Genomic DNA, 14,589 nt, shown 5'->3' with positions numbered 1-14,589 from the left:
AACGGAACAGTGGCTTATGTGATCACGCAGCCGTGCTGCAACGATGCGTCGTGTGTGGACGTGTGTCCGGTCAATTGCATTCACCCCACGCCGGACGAAAAACCGTTCGCTACCACGGAGATGCTCTACATCGACCCGGACACCTGCATCGACTGTGGAGCCTGCGTCGAAGAGTGCCCGGTGGAGGCGATCTACGCCGACCACGAGTTGCCCGAAGGCGACGAGCCCTACCTCGACATCAACGCGGAATATTTCAGCAAACATCCAATCGGTCCGGACTGGCCGGATGTCGTCAAACCGGTCTCGATCCCGTCCGACCTGGGCACGCTGCACGTCGCGATCGTCGGATCGGGACCCGCAGCCTGCTACGCGGCGATGGAACTGACGGCCAAACCGCGGATCGAGGTCGACATCTTCGACCGGCTGCCCACGCCGTACGGGTTGGTTCGTGCCGGTGTCGCGCCGGACCATCCGGGAACCAAGGGCGTGACGGACCAGTTCCGGTCGGCAGTCGGGCGCCGCACGGTTCGATGCCACTTCAACGTCGAGGTCGGGGACCGAATCTCGCACGACGAACTCCTGCAGAACCATCACGCGGTGATCTACGCGGTCGGAGCGGCCGGTGATCGCAAGCTGGGGATTCCGGGCGAAGAGCTGGACGGGAGCTTCGCGGCGACCGAGTTCGTCGCTTGGTACAACGGCCACCCCGACTACGCGGACCGCGAGTTCGATCTGAGCGGTAAACGTGCGGTCATCGTCGGCAACGGCAACGTCGCCCTCGACGTTGCCCGCATCCTCGTCACCGACCCGGACGCGCTGGCCGAGACGGACCTCGCCGAACATGCCCTCGCCGCCCTGCGTAAGAGCAACATCGAGGAAGTAGTGATTCTCGGAAGGCGGGGGCCCGCCCAGGCTGCGTACACGAACCCCGAGCTACTCGCTCTCGGCCGGATGCCGGACGTCGATATCGTTGTGGACACCGAAGAGGCAGTCCTCGATCCGGAGAGCCGCTCGTTCGTGGACAGCGAAGACTCCGAGCCCTCGGTCGCCCTCAAGGTCTCCCAGGTCGAGGGCTTCGCCAACCGCACACCGGACCCGGCGAAGAAGCGGATCGTGCTGCGCTTTCTCGCCTCACCGGTCGAATATGTGGGTGACGGCGAAGGTCGGGTCGAGAAGATCCGGATCGCGGCCAATGAAATGAAGCGCGACGAATCGGGCAAGCTCACAGCGCAGCGGACCGACAAGGTCGAAGAACTCGAGACCGGGCTCGTGCTCCGGTCGATCGGCTATCGCGGCACACCGGTGGCCGATGTCCCGTTCGACGATCAGCGCGGCGTGATTCCCAACGAGAACGGGCGCGTCGTCGATCCGGACACGGGCGCACCGGTGCCGGGCGTGTACGTGGCCGGATGGATCAAGCGTGGGCCGACGGGGGTGATCGGCACGAACAAATACTGTTCCGCCGAAACCGTCACGATGCTGGTGGACGACTTCGTCGCCGGACGTCTCGAGGCGCCCGACAACAGGGATGCGCTGGACGAACTCCTGTTGCAGCGTGCCCCGGATGCCGTCGATTTCCAGGGCTGGCAGCGGATCGACAAGGCGGAACGTGCCGAAGGCAAAGCGACCGGACGGCCGCGGCTGAAGATGATCAGCATCGAAAGCATGCTCGCAGCGGCACGCGGCGACGCGTGATCTACCGCACGGCAGGTAACGAGAGAATTGCTAGGAACCGGGATCGTGTGTGTTAATGACACGAGGCGGTAACGATCTCGTCGGGGGCGCCGCGAAAGACAGACGTCGTCGAACAAGGGTGGAAAATGCGCAAGCTGCACAACGGCGGAACGACGCGTGGACGCTGGAAGTCCCGCGTGGCAATCGCCGCCGTCGGGTTGGTCGGTTCGGGACTGGCATTCACCGCCCCCGCACAAGCCGCCCCTCTCTTCCCCGGTGGGCCCGAGATTCCGAGCCTGCCGTCGTTGCCGGAGATGCCCGCCGTCCCGGGGCTTACGGATCTTCCGGGTCTGCCTGCAGCCCCGGAAGAAGCACCCGCGAACTTCTCGGCACCTTCGCTCAATCCCGGAAACGGCGAGGTCGTGGGTGTCGCACAGCCGATCATCATCTCGTTCAACGAGTCGATCGACGACCGCGCCGCCGCAGAGCGCGCCATCAAGGTCTCCACGGAACCGGACGTGGAGGGCTCCTTCTACTGGACGAGCGATAGCCAGGTTCGGTGGAAGCCCACCGAGTTCTGGCCGGCCCACACTCAGGTGACGGTGAAGGCAGGCGATACCACCTCGAGCTTCTCCATCGGTGACTCCGTCGTCACCACGGCGGACGACGCGACGAAGACGATCACGGTCACCCGTAACGGTGAGGTCGTGCGCACCATGCCGACCTCCATGGGCAAACAGGATCACGAGACGCCCAACGGCACCTACATCGTCGGTGAGAAGTTCCGCGACATGTACATGGACTCCTCGACTTACGGTGTGCCCGTCGACTCGCCCGAGGGCTACCGCACCTTCGTCGAGTACGCGACGCGCCTGTCCTACAGCGGCATCTTCGTGCACGCGGCTCCGTGGTCGGTCGGCGATCAGGGCTACAACAACGTCAGCCACGGTTGCTTGAACGTGAGCACGGAAGATGCCCAGTGGTTCTTCGACACCTCGCAGAAGGGTGATCCCGTGGTCGTTCAGAACACTGCGGGTGGCGTGCTCGACGGCGCAGACGGTCTGGGCGACTGGAATCGCTGACCTCGGGCCTGCCGAAAACTGAACATTCACCCGTGAGGGGCCGCACGATCTTCGGATCGGACGGCCCCTCACGGGTTTCATCTTTGACGGTGACCTACATGTGGAAGAACTTGGGATACACCTTCGTCATCTATCTCGCTGCGCTGCAAGGTCTCAGGAAAGACCTTTCGGAGGCCGCCGAGTTCATCGGATCTCCGGGGATGAACCGGATCGATGCCGAGGTGGTGGATCGGGTTGCCGTCGTCGGCGGATTGAAGCTGCCTGTTCCGAACGTCGCCGAGGATGTCGACAAGATCGTGGTGGGGGTTGGTGGAGGAGCTCGGATCGGAATCGTTCGTGTACGGCGTGGGCGACGGCGACCGACCGATCAGCTGGTCCGGTCGCATAGTGGCGCGGATGGAACGGCACCGCAAGATGGTGGCGGGTGATTCGTTGCGGCTTCTACCCAAGCGTTCCGAGGTGGTGTTCTTCTCCGCGTCGAACGGTGTGCGCATTCGCTGACATACTGCCGTCATGACGGTGACTCGTTCGATCATTCTCTTCGCCGTGGCCGCGCTGTTCGAGATCGGCGGTGCCTGGCTCGTCTGGCAGGGCCTGCGTGAGAATCGCGGCTGGTTGTGGGTAGGCCTCGGCGTGATCTCGCTGGGGATCTACGGGTTCGTGGCCACGCTGCAGCCGGACGCCAATTTCGGTCGCATTCTCGCTGCGTACGGCGGCATCTTCGTCGCGGGTTCGCTGTTGTGGGGTGTCGTGATGGACGGGTTCCGGCCCGACCGCTGGGATGTCACGGGAGCGGTGTTGTGCCTCATCGGCGTCGGTGTGATCATGTACGCCCGCTAACCCCTGTGAGTGGTTGACGAGTCTCTGGACTCGTCAACCACTCACAGGGGTTCACCAGATGTTGACGCGCTGTTCGGGCTCCAAGTACAGGTCGTCGCCTGGTTTCACGTCGAACGCCTCGTGGAAGGTGTCGAGATTGCGGACCACACCGTTGCACCGGAACTCCGGCGGCGAATGCGGGTCGATCGCCAGACGACGAATTGCCTCCGCCTCGCGGGCCTTGGTGCGCCACACCTGCGCCCAACCGAAGAACACCCGCTGAATACCTGTGAGTCCGTCGATGACAGGCGGCTCCTGACCTTCCGTGGCGATCCGGTACGCGGCGATCGCGATGGACAGGCCGCCCAGGTCACCGATGTTCTCGCCGATCGTGAACTCGCCGTTGACCTTGTGGCCGGGGAGGCCGTTCGGCTCGAACTCGTTGTACTGCTCGATCAGTGCCTTGGTGCGCTTGCCGAATTCGGTGCGATCGTCGTCCGTCCACCAGTCGACCATGTTTCCGTCGCCGTCGTACTTGGCACCCTGGTCGTCGAACCCGTGGCCGATCTCGTGCCCGATCACGGCTCCGATCCCACCGTAGTTGGCGGCGTCGTCGGCGTTCGGGTCGAAGAAGGGCGGCTGCAGAATCGCTGCAGGGAAGACGATCTCGTTCATACCCGGGTTGTAGTAGGCGTTCACCGTCTGCGGTGTCATGAACCATTCGTCGCGGTCGACGGGCCCACCCAACTTGTTCATGTCTCGGTCGTAGTCGGATGCGTATCCGTTGCGATAGTTGCCGACCAGGTCGTCCGGCGAGATCACGATGTCCGAGTAGTCACGCCACTTGTCGGGGTAGCCGATCTTGGGTGTGAACTTCTCCAGCTTGCGTAATGCGGCTTCCCGGGTCGCGGGGCTCATCCACTCGAGTTCGGAGATGTTGCGCCGGTAGGCCTCTCGGAGGTTCGCGACGAGTTCCTGCATGAGCGCCTTGGAATCCGCGGGGAAGTGACGCTCGACGTAGAGCTTGCCGACCGCTTCACCGAGCAGATCCTGGACCAGCGAGACGCCGCGCTTCCAACGCTCGCGGTTCTCTTCCGTGCCGGTGAGGGTGGTGCCGTAGAAGGCGAAATTCTCGTCCACGAGTGCGGCAGTCAGGTATGGCGCGCGGGAATGGACGATGCGCCAGGTTGCCCATGCCTTCCACGATTCCAACGGCTCCGACTCCCACAGCGACGCGAACGTCGAGAGGAAGTCCGGTTGCCCCACGACGACCTCGGCGAACTGTTCTTCGCTCGCGCCCAGCGCGGAAATCCAGGACTGCCAACCGAATTCGATAGGAAGTTCGGCCAGGGTGCGAAGGTTGTACGTGAGATCCGCATCCCGACGCATGACCACGTCCCAGTGTCCAGCCGCGATCTTCGTCTCCAAATCGAACACGGTGTTCGCGTCGTAGGACACACCCGCGAGGTCGAACATCTTCCCGATGTGCGCGACGTACGCGGTGCGGATGTCGGCGTACCCGTCCTCGCGGTAGTACGACTCGTCCGGCAAACCGATACCGGACTGGCTCAGGTGCACCACGTAGCGCGAGGAATTCTTCGCGTCGGTGTCCACGTAGTGGCCGATTCCGCCGCCCACGCCCGTGCGCTGCAGCCGCCCGATCGCGGCCGCCAAGGACCAACTGTCCTCCGCGGAAGACACGGAGGACAGCTCGTCGGCGATCGGTGCGAGGCCGGCCGCCTCGACGGCCTCCTCGTTCATGAAGCTCGTGTAGAGGTCGCCGATGCGCTGGGCGTCCGTGCCGGGCTCGTCCCCCGACGAAGCTGCCTCGGTGATGATGGTCTGGACATCGACCTCGGCCTTGTCGTACAGCGTTCGGAAGGCGCCGTCGACGGCGCGATCGGCGGGAATCGTGTACTCCTCGAGCCACGCGCCGTTCACGTGGACGAAGAGATCGTCCTGTGCGCGAGTCTGTTGGTCGAGGTAGGTCAGGTCGATGCCGGAGTGCTCAGCCGTGGTCATGTCTCCTGTCTACCCGACCGTCGCGGTCCGCTCCACAGGGGACGGTCAGACGTCCACGCCCAGGTTGATCACTGCGAGGTAGCCGTCGCCCTGCTTCCCAACGGTCATGAGGCCGGTGTCGTCGTAGATGTTGTCGTTGGAGTTGTCGGTGTTGCTCTCACGCCCGGTGTGCTCGTTGTACGGCGATGTCGCGTTGATCTCGTCGATGAGAGCTTCGTCGAAGAACAGCTGCGTGGTGAGCACGGTCTTCTTGTCGACGTGCACCTTCACGTGGATGTGCGTGGTGCGGCCGCGATACCAGCCGGGGAAGATTGTCGTGAACTGGGCGATGCCGTCGGCGTCGGTGGGCTGCGCACCGCGCAGGTAGGTGCCGTCGTCGGTGGTGGCCGATTCGGAGTCGCCGACGCTGTACGAACCGTTCGACGTCTCGCCCGAACTGCCCATGCCGCCGGGTGCTCCGCCGCCTTCGGGTGGGCCGTTGCCGTCGCCGGGTGGGGGGCCGCCGATGCCGCCGTCCGGTGCCCCTTCGGGCGGCCGGCCGCCACCGCCTCCGTTCGATCCCGACTCGAATCCGGAGTACACGCCGCCCGCGTCGCAGTGCCAGATCTCGACGACGGCACCCGACACGACCGAGGCGCCCGACCCGTCCGCAGGGCACCCGGTGACGTCCTGGACGCGCAAAGCCAGCTGCAGCTTGGTGCCGGGTCGGTCTTCACGAATGTCGGTCCGAATCGAGTCGACGTCGAACCAGTACGGCCCCTGGGTTTCTTCGACGCTCATGACGCAGTTCGGGGCCTGAGCCAACAACTCGGCGACGGTGGCGCCGTCTGCTCCGGTCGTTGCACTGGCTGCGGTGGACTCGGTGACTGCCGCCCCGGTCGGACCGTTGCCGCCGCATGCGGCGATCAAACCGCCGAGTCCGACCGTTCCACCGAGCGCGAGTGCGCGTCTTCGGCTGACCCGCAGACGGCTGGCTTGCACGTCCCTGTTCACCTTGTACCTCCATGATCGTGAGTGATGGCTCGATCGTGGTCGGTGAGGCTCCAGCACGACTGGATGCCGGCTGTGAAGTTCCTGTGAGCCGAGATTCAGCCGCCGATGCGTGAGTGCATCTCCCACACGATCAGCTCGGCGCCCTCTCGGGAGGTGATCTCCTGGCCGCCCGAACTGGTGAGGCGGACCGCGTCGCCTTCGTACAGTTCGCCGACGCCTTCCATCTCTGCTGTTCCCTGGGCGACGAATACGTGCAGGTAGGGGGCTTCGGGGAGGCTGATGGGTTGATTCGGGACCACTCGTGCGACGTGCATGGCCGCGTTCTTGTTGTTGATGCGGATTGCAGCGTGGTCCTTGTAGGCGCTCATACCCGACGCGATGGGGACCAGACCCCCGGTGAGCAGTTCGTTGTCGACCTCGAGCTGCTCGTAGCCGGGCGTGAGACCCCCTTCGTCCGGAACGACCCACATCTGCACGAAGTGCACAGGTTCGTGTTTCTGGTCGTCGTCGCGGATCCGCCAGCTGTCGTTCTTCTCGGAGTGCATGATGCCTTTGCCGGCACTCATGCGCTGTGCGAGTCCGGGGTAGATGATGCCGGAGTGCCCGATCGAGTCCTGGTGCACGAGTGACCCTCGGAGCACCCAGGTGACGATTTCCATGTCCTTGTGCGGGTGGGTCTCGAAGCCGGCATCCGGAAGGACGGTGTCGTCGTTGTTCACCAACAGCAGACCGTGGTGCGTGTTGTCCGGGTCGTAGTGGTGCCCGAACGAGAAAGAATGTTTCGAATCCAACCAGGAGACCCGAGTCTTCAACCGATCGCCGGCGCGATGAACGTAAACGTGCGGGGTGGTGACTGCAGGCATGTCGGTCCTCCTTCGGGCGGTACCTGTCCCAGGATACGAGTTCGGTCGGGATGATTTCGAGGTGCCGGTACCGATTTCGTATCGGTCAATTGCGTGCGAAGCCGGCGTGCATCTCCCACACCAGTACCTCGGCACTATCGATCGTCGAGATGCGTTGTCCACCAGTTGATGCCAACCTGACAGCATCACCCTGACCGAGAGGCCCCACGCCCTCCATGTCGACGGTCCCTTCGGCAACGAAGATGTGGACGTACGGTGCTTCCGACACCGTCACGGACTGCCCCGGCCCGAGGCGGGCGGCGTAGAACGCGGTGTGGCGGTTGCGGATACCGATTGCGGCATCGCCCGCATGGCGCTTCAGTCCGGACGCGACCGGGACCAGCCCGCCGATCGCCAATTCGCTCTCGACATCCAGTTCCTGGTACTCCGGTGGCAGGCCGGGCTCGTTGGGTGGCACCCACATCTGAACGAGGTGCACCGGTGCCGAATCCCTCGCCTGCGAAGACGGTGTCCTCGTTGTGCCAGGCGTCGAGCCAGCCGTACCTGAGGTGACGTCGGTCGTGACTGCGGTGGATCTCGACCGTGCTGTCGGGCGTCTTCAAGGTGAACCTCCATCACATTCCTGTGAGTGGTTGACGAGTCCAGAGACTCGTCAACCACTCACAGGGGTTACAAGGACTCGTGAGCTGCGGGGATGGAACCGAGTCGCCCGGCCTGGAAATCCTCGAACGCTTCGATGACCTCGGCGCGGGTGTTCATGACGAACGGTCCGGCCATGGCGACGGGTTCGCGTAACGGCTTGCCGCCCATGACGAACACCTCGAGGGATTGGGACCGGGAGTCCTGAGTGTCGGCCGCGGCGACCGTCAACGTGTCACCCTTGCCGAACACGACGGTTTGGCCGCTGCGGATCGGCCGTCGTTCCACGCCGACGGTTCCCTGACCTGCCAGCACGTAGACCAGGGCGTTGTACTCGGGGTTCCAGGGCAGGGTAAGTGACGCACCCGGGGCGATGGTCGTGTGCGACAGCGCGATGGGTGTGTACGTGGAACCGGGACCCTGGTGCGCGGCGACTTCGCCGGCGATGACGCGAACCAGCGCACCACCGTCCTGAGACGACAGCAGTGCGACCTTGTTGCCGGTGATGTCCTGGTACCGCGGGGCGGCCATCTTGTCGCTTCGTGGCAGGTTGACCCAGAGTTGAACGCCGTGGAAGAGGCCGCCGCTCATGACGAGGTGCTCGGGCGGCGTTTCGATGTGCAGGATGCCGCCACCTGCGGTCATCCACTGGGTGTCACCACCGCCGATGGTGCCGCCGCCACCGTTGGAGTCCTGGTGTTCCATGATCCCGTCGATCATGTAGGTGACGGTTTCGAACCCGCGGTGGGGGTGCCACGGGGTGCCCTTGGGCTCTCCGGGGGCGTAGTTGATCTCGCCCATCTGGTCCATGTGGATGAACGGGTCGAGTGCGCCCATGTCGATGCCCGCGAATGCGCGGTGGACGGGGAAGCCCTCGCCTTCGTAGCCGGTCGGTGCGGTCGTCACCGTGCGGACGGGCCGATCGACGGCAGTCAGGGCCGGGGTCTCGATGCGGGGGAGTGTGAGGATGTTGTCGACGGTCACTGCAGGCATGAGAGCCTCCCGAAAGTAGTCAATAATTCAACTAGTGCATTAAAGCTCAACGCGCTGTGTGGGGAACTATTCCCGCCGCTATCCGACGTCTTCGAGATCGACGTCTCGAAGGGTGCAGGCGTCTGCGAGTTCCTGTAGCGGTACCGGCAGAACCGAAGACAGCGCGGCTACCGTCGCGAAAGCCGGAGTCGCCATGCGGCCGGTCTCGATCTTGCGGAGGGTCTCGGGAGATATGGAGGCCGCGACCGCCACCTCGTTGAGGGTTCGCTCGCCCCGTGCTTCGCGTAGGAGTGCACCGAGGCGTCGTCCGCCTTCGCGTTGCCGGGGGGTCAGGGGGAGTCGCACCATGTCGCCGAGCTTACCCGTGTCGGTATTTTAATACCCAGTTGTGCGCTAGGGTGGTATTTATATACCGCTATTGCGAGGGGATGTGCGCATGCTCGAACTGAAAACCCCCGACGAGATCGACAAGATGAACGCCACCGGCACGTTCATCGCCCGGCTGCTCGACGACCTGAGTGGTCTCGCCGCCGTCGGGGTCAACCTTCTCGACCTCGAGAACCGTGCACGCGAGCTGATTCGCGAACGTGGCGCGATCTCCTGCTACTGGGACTACGCGCCGTCCTTCGGGAGCGGCCCGTTTCGCAACGTCATCTGCCTGTCCGTGAACGACGCCGTTCTGCACGGCCTGCCGTTCGACTACAGCCTCGCCGACGGCGACCTGCTCACCATGGACATCGCCGTATCGATCGACGGCTGGGTCGCCGATTCGGCCCGAAGCATCATCGTCGGGACGCCCCGCGCAGAGGACGAGCGGCTCATCGAGTCGACCCGTCGTGCCCTGGACGCCGGGATCGCCGCAGCACAGCCCGGCAACAAGTTGGGCGACATCTCGGCTGCCATCGGAAGGGTTGCTGCCGACTACGGCTATCCAGTCAACACCGAGTTCGGTGGACACGGGCTCGGCCGCACCATGCACGAGGACCCGCACGTGCCCAACGTCGGTCGCGCCGACCGCGGACTCACGCTGCGACCAGGGTTGACGCTGGCGATCGAACCCTGGTTCGCGCGGTCCACCGACGAGATCGTCTACGACGAGGACGGGTGGACCATCCGGTCCGCAGACGGTTCACGCACGGCGCACAGCGAACACACCATCGCAGTCACCGAGGACGGACCGAGAATTCTCACGACACTCGGCTGACTGGCTGCACGCAAACTGCTCCTTCGCCGCATTCCGAAGTGCAATGCTGAAGTTGCCGCAAAGAATTGCGCTGTGCACTGGGGGTCGCGAAAGAAGACGCCATGTCGAAACCCGTGGAATCGGGCGGTGTGGGAGTAGCGGGCTCCGGCTTGGTACTCGGTGTATTGGCCTCGGGTCAGTTCCTGATGACCCTGGACAGTTCGGTGATGAACGTGTCCATGGCGACCGTGGCGTCGGATCTCGGTACGACGATCACCGGAATCCAGACCGCCATAACCCTGTACACCCTGGTCATGGCCACGCTGATGATCACGGGCGGCAAGATCGGCACCATCCTGGGAAGGCGGAGGGCGTTCGGACTGGGGCTCGTCGTGTACGGCGTGGGCTCGTTCACCACCTCCGTGGCTCCCAACCTGACGGTGCTGTTGATCGGGTGGTCGCTGCTCGAAGGGATGGGAGCGGCGCTGATCATGCCGGCGATCGTTGCGCTCGTCGCCGCGAACTTCTCACCCGAGCGACGGCCCGCCGCCTACGGGCTGGTCGCAGCGGCAGGAGCGATGGCCGTTGCGGCCGGACCGCTCATCGGCGGTGCCGTCACCACACTCGCGTCCTGGCGGTACGTGTTCGCGGGTGAAGTCGTGCTCGTTCTGATGATCCTCATGGTGCTGCGGCGCATTGCGGACGTCCCGCCTGCCAAGTCGCGTCTCGACGTGGTCGGATCGGCGCTGTCGGTCGTGAGTCTGGGCATGATCGTGTTCGGCGTTCTGCGATCGAGCGAATGGGGCTGGGTCCAGCCGAAACCGGGGGGACCGTCGATCCTCGACATCTCGCCTGTCGTGTGGCTGGTTCTGGGCGGGCTCCTTGTGCTCTACGGCTTCCTGCGCTGGGAGTCCCGTCTGGTGCACCTTGGTGGCGAACCCCTGATCGATCCGTCGATGCTCCGAAATCGCCAATTGGCGGGTGGTCTCAGCATGTTCTTCGCGCAGTTCGCGGTTCAGGCGGGTGTGTTCTTCGCGGTCCCGCTCTTCCTGTCCGTGGTGCTCGAGCTCGATTCGCTTCAGACCGGCGTACGTCTGGTCCCGCTGTCTCTTGCCTTGCTGTTGGCAGCAGTCGGCATCCCGAAGCTCCGTCCACGGGCCAATCCGCGACGTGTCGTACGACTCGGACTCGCGAGCATGGTGGTCGGGATATTGTTCCTCGTCGCCGGTATGGATCCCGGAGCCAACGCCGGTGTCGTCGCAATCCCGATGGTGCTGATGGGAGCCGGTTTGGGTGCCTTGGCTTCCCAGCTCGGTGCCGTTACGGTGTCGGCCGTGCCGGATTCGCAGAGCGGCGAAGTCGGTGGGTTGCAGAACACGGCTACCAACCTCGGTGCGTCCCTCGGGACAGCACTGATCGGCTCGGTGCTCATCGCGACCCTGAGCACCTCGATCGTCGCGGGTATTCAGTCCGACCCGAACGTTCCGCAGTCGGTGCAAGAGCAGGCGACCACCGAACTGGCGAGTGGCGTGCCCTTCCTCTCGGATACGCAACTCGAGTCGGCCCTGTCGGACGCCTCGGTTCCGGACGTCACCGCGCAGCAGGTTCTCGACATCAACTCGGATGCTCGCCTCGAGGCACTCAGGGTGGCGTTCTCGGTGGCCGCCCTTCTGGCAATTGTCGCTCTGTTCTTCACCGGAAAGGTTCCGCGTGCGCCGGCAGCGAAATCGGATGCCGAGGCGCCGTCACCGCAAACCCCACCTGTCTAGCGTGTGGGTATGGCAGAAGTTCTGAACAGCGGTGATGTCCGCGGCGCCCTTCATCGCCCCGAAGCCGACGTGATCGGAGGGCTCGCACTGACGCACGGCGCAGGCAGCGATCACGACACGATGCTCTTGAGGGCGCTGGCAGACGAATTCGCCGAACGTGGTGTCCTGGTGTTGCGGTTCGACCTGCCGTTTCGGGTGCGGAAGGCGAAGGGTCCACCTCATCCGTCGTGCGCTGCAGAAGACCGCGCGGGCGTGGCCGCAGCGGTGGCGTATCTACGGGAGGTGACCAACGGGCCGGTGGTGGCCGGTGGGCATTCGTACGGTGGGCGACAGACCAGCATGCTCGCGGCGGAGTCTTCCGGTTCGATCGACGGGCTGCTGCTCCTGTCGTATCCGTTGCACCCGCCGAAAAAGCCCGAGAAGCTGAGGACCGAACACCTGCCCGACCTGCGAGTTCCGACGGTTGTGGTGCACGGTTCGAAGGACACGTTCGCGACTCCCGACGAAATGCGCGCGGCGGTCGCGATGATTCCGGCGCCCACCACACTCGTGGAACTCGACGGAGCTCGGCACGATCTGGACATTGCCAGGTATCCGGTGGTCGAGCGCGCGGTGACGACAACGATGTCGGATATGTTCGGGCGATGAGCTACGCGTACGAGCCCGAGCGCAGGACTGCCGACTCCGAACCGACATGGTTCACGTCCGCGCTGAACGCCGACGTCGACCGAGGTGCCGTCGACGTCGCCGGCGCCGAAGTGCACTTTCGGGCATGGGGTCCGAGCGGGTCACCCGGGATCGTGTTGATCCACGGCGGCGCCGCGCACAGCAGGTGGTGGGACCACGTCGCTCCCATGCTTGCGCAGGATCGGCGAGTGGTGGCGCTCGACCTCAGCGGTCACGGCGACAGTGGGCGACGCGAGAAGTACGGGCTCGAGCAGTGGGCGGAGGAGTCCCTCGCGGTGGCGGGCCCTGCCGGGATTACCGGAGCCCCGATGTTCGTTGGGCACAGTATGGGTGGATTGGTGTCGTTCGCAGCGGCCAGGCTGTTCGGTGAAGATCTCGCCGGTGTCCAGCTCGTCGATTCACCGGTTCGTGCCCGGACACCCGAGGAAGAAGATGCTCGCGCGAAGCGGCAGTTCGCGCCGAGCAAACCGTATTCGAGCGCCGACCGTGCGCTCGCGCACTTCCGTCTGGTCCCACCGCAGGAGACGGCACTGCCGTACGTGCTCGACCACATCGCAAGGACCTCCATGCGTGAACAGGAGGGTGCCTGGACGTGGAAGTTCGACCCGGCCTTCTTTTACAGGGGTGGTAGCGAACACCTCGGTGCCGACGATCCACGTTGCCGCATAGCGTATTTGAGAGCCGAGCACGGCATCGTCTCCGAGGAGATGGTCGACGACATGCGTCGACGGTTCGGTCCATCTGCTCTGTTCGCGGAGATCCCGGCCGCCGGTCATCATGCGATGATCGATCAGCCGCTGGCTCTCGTGACCGGGATTCGTACCGTTCTTGCCGCATGGGAGTCCGAAGACCGGGTTGCGGGATTGGCCTGAATGTCCATCGCGTTGTCGCTGCTCGATCGCTCGCGTACCCGTGTCGGCCATCCCGACTCGGAAGCCCTCACCGGTTCCATCGAACGAGCGGTGAACGCGGAAGCTTTGGGATACCAACGCTTCTGGGTCGCCGAACACCATGCCGTTCCGGGGATCGCCAGTGGAGCTCCACCGGTCCTGCTTGCTGCAGTCGGTCAACGCACCGAGAACATCCGAATCGGTTCCGGCGGCGTGATGCTCCCCAATCACCAGCCGTTCGTGGTCGCCGAACAGTTCCTGATGCTCGAAGCGCTGCAGCCGGGGCGTATCGATCTCGGCCTCGGACGGTCCCGCGGTTTCACTACTCCCGTGCGTGAAGCGTTACGAGAGTACGAACACGGTCCGGCGGACTTCGCGCGGGACATCGCGGAGCTGCGCGATTATCTGGACGGCCGTGGGCCGGTCACGGCTCGCCCCGAGTCGCCGGGGTCGATACCGATGTTCGTGTTGGCCACGGGCGCTGGGATGTCGACGGCGGCGAATCTCGGTCTTCCGGTCGTGATCGGTGGCCCGATTCTGCATGGAGACGGGTTGAACGAACTGCTGACGGACTATCGGCGGAAGTATCGTCCGAGTGAACGATCCCCCGAACCGCACGTGATCATCTCGCTCGACGCTACGCTTGCCGAAAGTGTCGAAGAAGCAAGAGAATTGGCGCTCTCCGAGGCCTGGGCGATGGCCGTGGCGCGCAGAACGGGTGAGTTTCCGCCACTGGAATCGCCGACCGACATTCGTTCGCAGACCTGGCGGACTCAGGTGCGTGAACGTGTGGAGACTTCGCTGGACCGTGCGATCGCGGGTGACTCGGACACCGTGCGCCCGCAGCTCGAGAACCTGGTCGACCGTACCGGCGCGAACGAAATTCTCGCTTCTACATCCACTTTCGATCGGGCCGCGCTCTTCCGGTCGGACGCGCTGCTTGCCGAACTCGTCGGCACCATGTCTTGAGGCCTG

At 64.4% G+C, this 14,589-nt stretch carries 14 protein-coding genes and 1 pseudogene; 9 read left to right on the top strand and 6 right to left on the bottom strand.

All coding sequences use genetic code 11. The annotated features are described in order from the left end of the window. The first annotated feature begins 9 nt into the window (after positions 1-9). The 4 genes and pseudogenes from ACFWO3_RS04910 (at position 10) to ACFWO3_RS04895 (ending at position 3,596) form a co-directional block, all read left to right on the top strand. Positions 10-1,695, top strand: coding sequence for an FAD-dependent oxidoreductase (locus ACFWO3_RS04910; RefSeq protein WP_378574385.1), 1,686 nt, complete (start codon positions 10-12; stop codon positions 1,693-1,695). Positions 1,696-1,820: 125 nt separating this feature from the next. Then, positions 1,821-2,756, top strand: coding sequence for an Ig-like domain-containing protein (locus ACFWO3_RS04905; protein ID WP_378574383.1), 936 nt, complete (start codon positions 1,821-1,823; stop codon positions 2,754-2,756). Positions 2,757-2,842: 86 nt separating this feature from the next. Further along, positions 2,843-2,950 (top strand): annotated as a pseudogene (locus ACFWO3_RS04900) (sugar ABC transporter permease); the annotation flags it as partial. A gap of 319 nt (positions 2,951-3,269) precedes the next feature. Beyond that, positions 3,270-3,596 (top strand): YnfA family protein, encoded by a 327-nt coding sequence (locus ACFWO3_RS04895; RefSeq protein ID WP_378574381.1) that lies wholly within the window; start codon positions 3,270-3,272, stop codon positions 3,594-3,596. A 51-nt stretch (positions 3,597-3,647) separates the two neighbouring features. Here ACFWO3_RS04895 and ACFWO3_RS04890 read toward each other — a convergent pair whose 3' ends face one another. The 6 genes from ACFWO3_RS04890 to ACFWO3_RS04865 all read right to left on the bottom strand — a co-directional run bounded on the left by ACFWO3_RS04890 (position 3,648) and on the right by ACFWO3_RS04865 (position 9,433). Further along, the gene (locus ACFWO3_RS04890; protein WP_378574379.1) at positions 3,648-5,597 is read right to left on the bottom strand and encodes a M13 family metallopeptidase; all 1,950 of its coding nucleotides are present in this window, start codon (positions 5,595-5,597) and stop codon (positions 3,648-3,650) included. A 45-nt stretch (positions 5,598-5,642) separates the two neighbouring features. After that, positions 5,643-6,590: a protocatechuate dioxygenase gene (locus ACFWO3_RS04885; RefSeq protein WP_378574377.1), complete on the bottom strand. Its 948-nt coding sequence runs from the start codon at positions 6,588-6,590 to the stop codon at positions 5,643-5,645. A 95-nt stretch (positions 6,591-6,685) separates the two neighbouring features. Continuing rightward, entirely contained in the window at positions 6,686-7,453 is a 768-nt protein-coding gene (locus tag ACFWO3_RS04880; RefSeq protein ID WP_378574375.1) for a pirin family protein, read from the bottom strand. An 85-nt stretch (positions 7,454-7,538) separates the two neighbouring features. Continuing rightward, a complete protein-coding gene (locus tag ACFWO3_RS04875; RefSeq protein WP_378574373.1) occupies positions 7,539-7,931 on the bottom strand; it encodes a hypothetical protein in 393 nt (130 codons plus the stop codon). Positions 7,932-8,122: 191 nt separating this feature from the next. Continuing rightward, a complete protein-coding gene (locus ACFWO3_RS04870; protein ID WP_378574371.1) occupies positions 8,123-9,085 on the bottom strand; it encodes a pirin family protein in 963 nt (320 codons plus the stop codon). A 78-nt stretch (positions 9,086-9,163) separates the two neighbouring features. After that, on the bottom strand, positions 9,164-9,433 hold the full coding sequence (locus ACFWO3_RS04865) for a helix-turn-helix domain-containing protein (RefSeq protein ID WP_378574368.1): 270 nt from the start codon (positions 9,431-9,433) through the stop codon (positions 9,164-9,166). 88 nt (positions 9,434-9,521) lie between these two features. On the opposite strand from ACFWO3_RS04865, the gene map reads away from it, so the two are divergent. The 5 genes from map to ACFWO3_RS04840 all read left to right on the top strand — a co-directional run bounded on the left by map (position 9,522) and on the right by ACFWO3_RS04840 (position 14,583). Beyond that, on the top strand, positions 9,522-10,289 hold the full coding sequence (map, locus tag ACFWO3_RS04860; RefSeq protein WP_378574366.1) for a type I methionyl aminopeptidase: 768 nt from the start codon (positions 9,522-9,524) through the stop codon (positions 10,287-10,289). A 101-nt stretch (positions 10,290-10,390) separates the two neighbouring features. After that, complete coding sequence (locus ACFWO3_RS04855) at positions 10,391-12,037, top strand: MFS transporter (RefSeq protein ID WP_378574363.1); 1,647 nt, start codon at positions 10,391-10,393, stop codon at positions 12,035-12,037. A 9-nt stretch (positions 12,038-12,046) separates the two neighbouring features. Continuing rightward, positions 12,047-12,685, top strand: coding sequence for an alpha/beta fold hydrolase (locus tag ACFWO3_RS04850; protein WP_378574361.1), 639 nt, complete (start codon positions 12,047-12,049; stop codon positions 12,683-12,685). Next, positions 12,682-13,596: an alpha/beta fold hydrolase gene (locus ACFWO3_RS04845; protein ID WP_378574359.1), complete on the top strand. Its 915-nt coding sequence runs from the start codon at positions 12,682-12,684 to the stop codon at positions 13,594-13,596. The genes ACFWO3_RS04850 and ACFWO3_RS04845 overlap by 4 nt, the downstream gene beginning before the upstream one ends. Before the next feature lie 6 nt (positions 13,597-13,602). Beyond that, the gene (locus ACFWO3_RS04840) at positions 13,603-14,583 is read left to right on the top strand and encodes an MsnO8 family LLM class oxidoreductase (protein ID WP_378574981.1); all 981 of its coding nucleotides are present in this window, start codon (positions 13,603-13,605) and stop codon (positions 14,581-14,583) included. Positions 14,584-14,589: the final 6 nt, after the last annotated feature.

Origin of the sequence: Rhodococcus sp. NPDC058521 (assembly GCF_042719695.1) — a bacterium.
GTDB lineage: Bacteria > Actinomycetota > Actinomycetes > Mycobacteriales > Mycobacteriaceae > Rhodococcus_F.
Note: the sequence above shows the minus strand (reverse complement) of the source record. Positions and strands in the feature narration are given on the sequence as shown.

What these genes read in the sequence shown, in the direction of transcription:
- ACFWO3_RS04905 (WP_378574383.1), top strand. Translation starts at nt 1,821, where the DNA reads ATGCGCAAGCTGCACAACGGCGGAACGACGCGTGGACGCTGGAAGTCC.
- ACFWO3_RS04895 (WP_378574381.1), top strand. Translation starts at nt 3,270, where the DNA reads ATGACGGTGACTCGTTCGATCATTCTCTTCGCCGTGGCCGCGCTGTTC.
- ACFWO3_RS04890 (WP_378574379.1), bottom strand. Translation starts at nt 5,597, where the DNA reads ATGACCACGGCTGAGCACTCCGGCATCGACCTGACCTACCTCGACCAA.
- ACFWO3_RS04880 (WP_378574375.1), bottom strand. Translation starts at nt 7,453, where the DNA reads ATGCCTGCAGTCACCACCCCGCACGTTTACGTTCATCGCGCCGGCGAT.
- ACFWO3_RS04870 (WP_378574371.1), bottom strand. Translation starts at nt 9,085, where the DNA reads ATGCCTGCAGTGACCGTCGACAACATCCTCACACTCCCCCGCATCGAG.
- ACFWO3_RS04865 (WP_378574368.1), bottom strand. Translation starts at nt 9,433, where the DNA reads ATGGTGCGACTCCCCCTGACCCCCCGGCAACGCGAAGGCGGACGACGC.
- map (WP_378574366.1), top strand. Translation starts at nt 9,522, where the DNA reads ATGCTCGAACTGAAAACCCCCGACGAGATCGACAAGATGAACGCCACC.
- ACFWO3_RS04855 (WP_378574363.1), top strand. Translation starts at nt 10,391, where the DNA reads ATGTCGAAACCCGTGGAATCGGGCGGTGTGGGAGTAGCGGGCTCCGGC.
- ACFWO3_RS04850 (WP_378574361.1), top strand. Translation starts at nt 12,047, where the DNA reads ATGGCAGAAGTTCTGAACAGCGGTGATGTCCGCGGCGCCCTTCATCGC.
- ACFWO3_RS04845 (WP_378574359.1), top strand. Translation starts at nt 12,682, where the DNA reads ATGAGCTACGCGTACGAGCCCGAGCGCAGGACTGCCGACTCCGAACCG.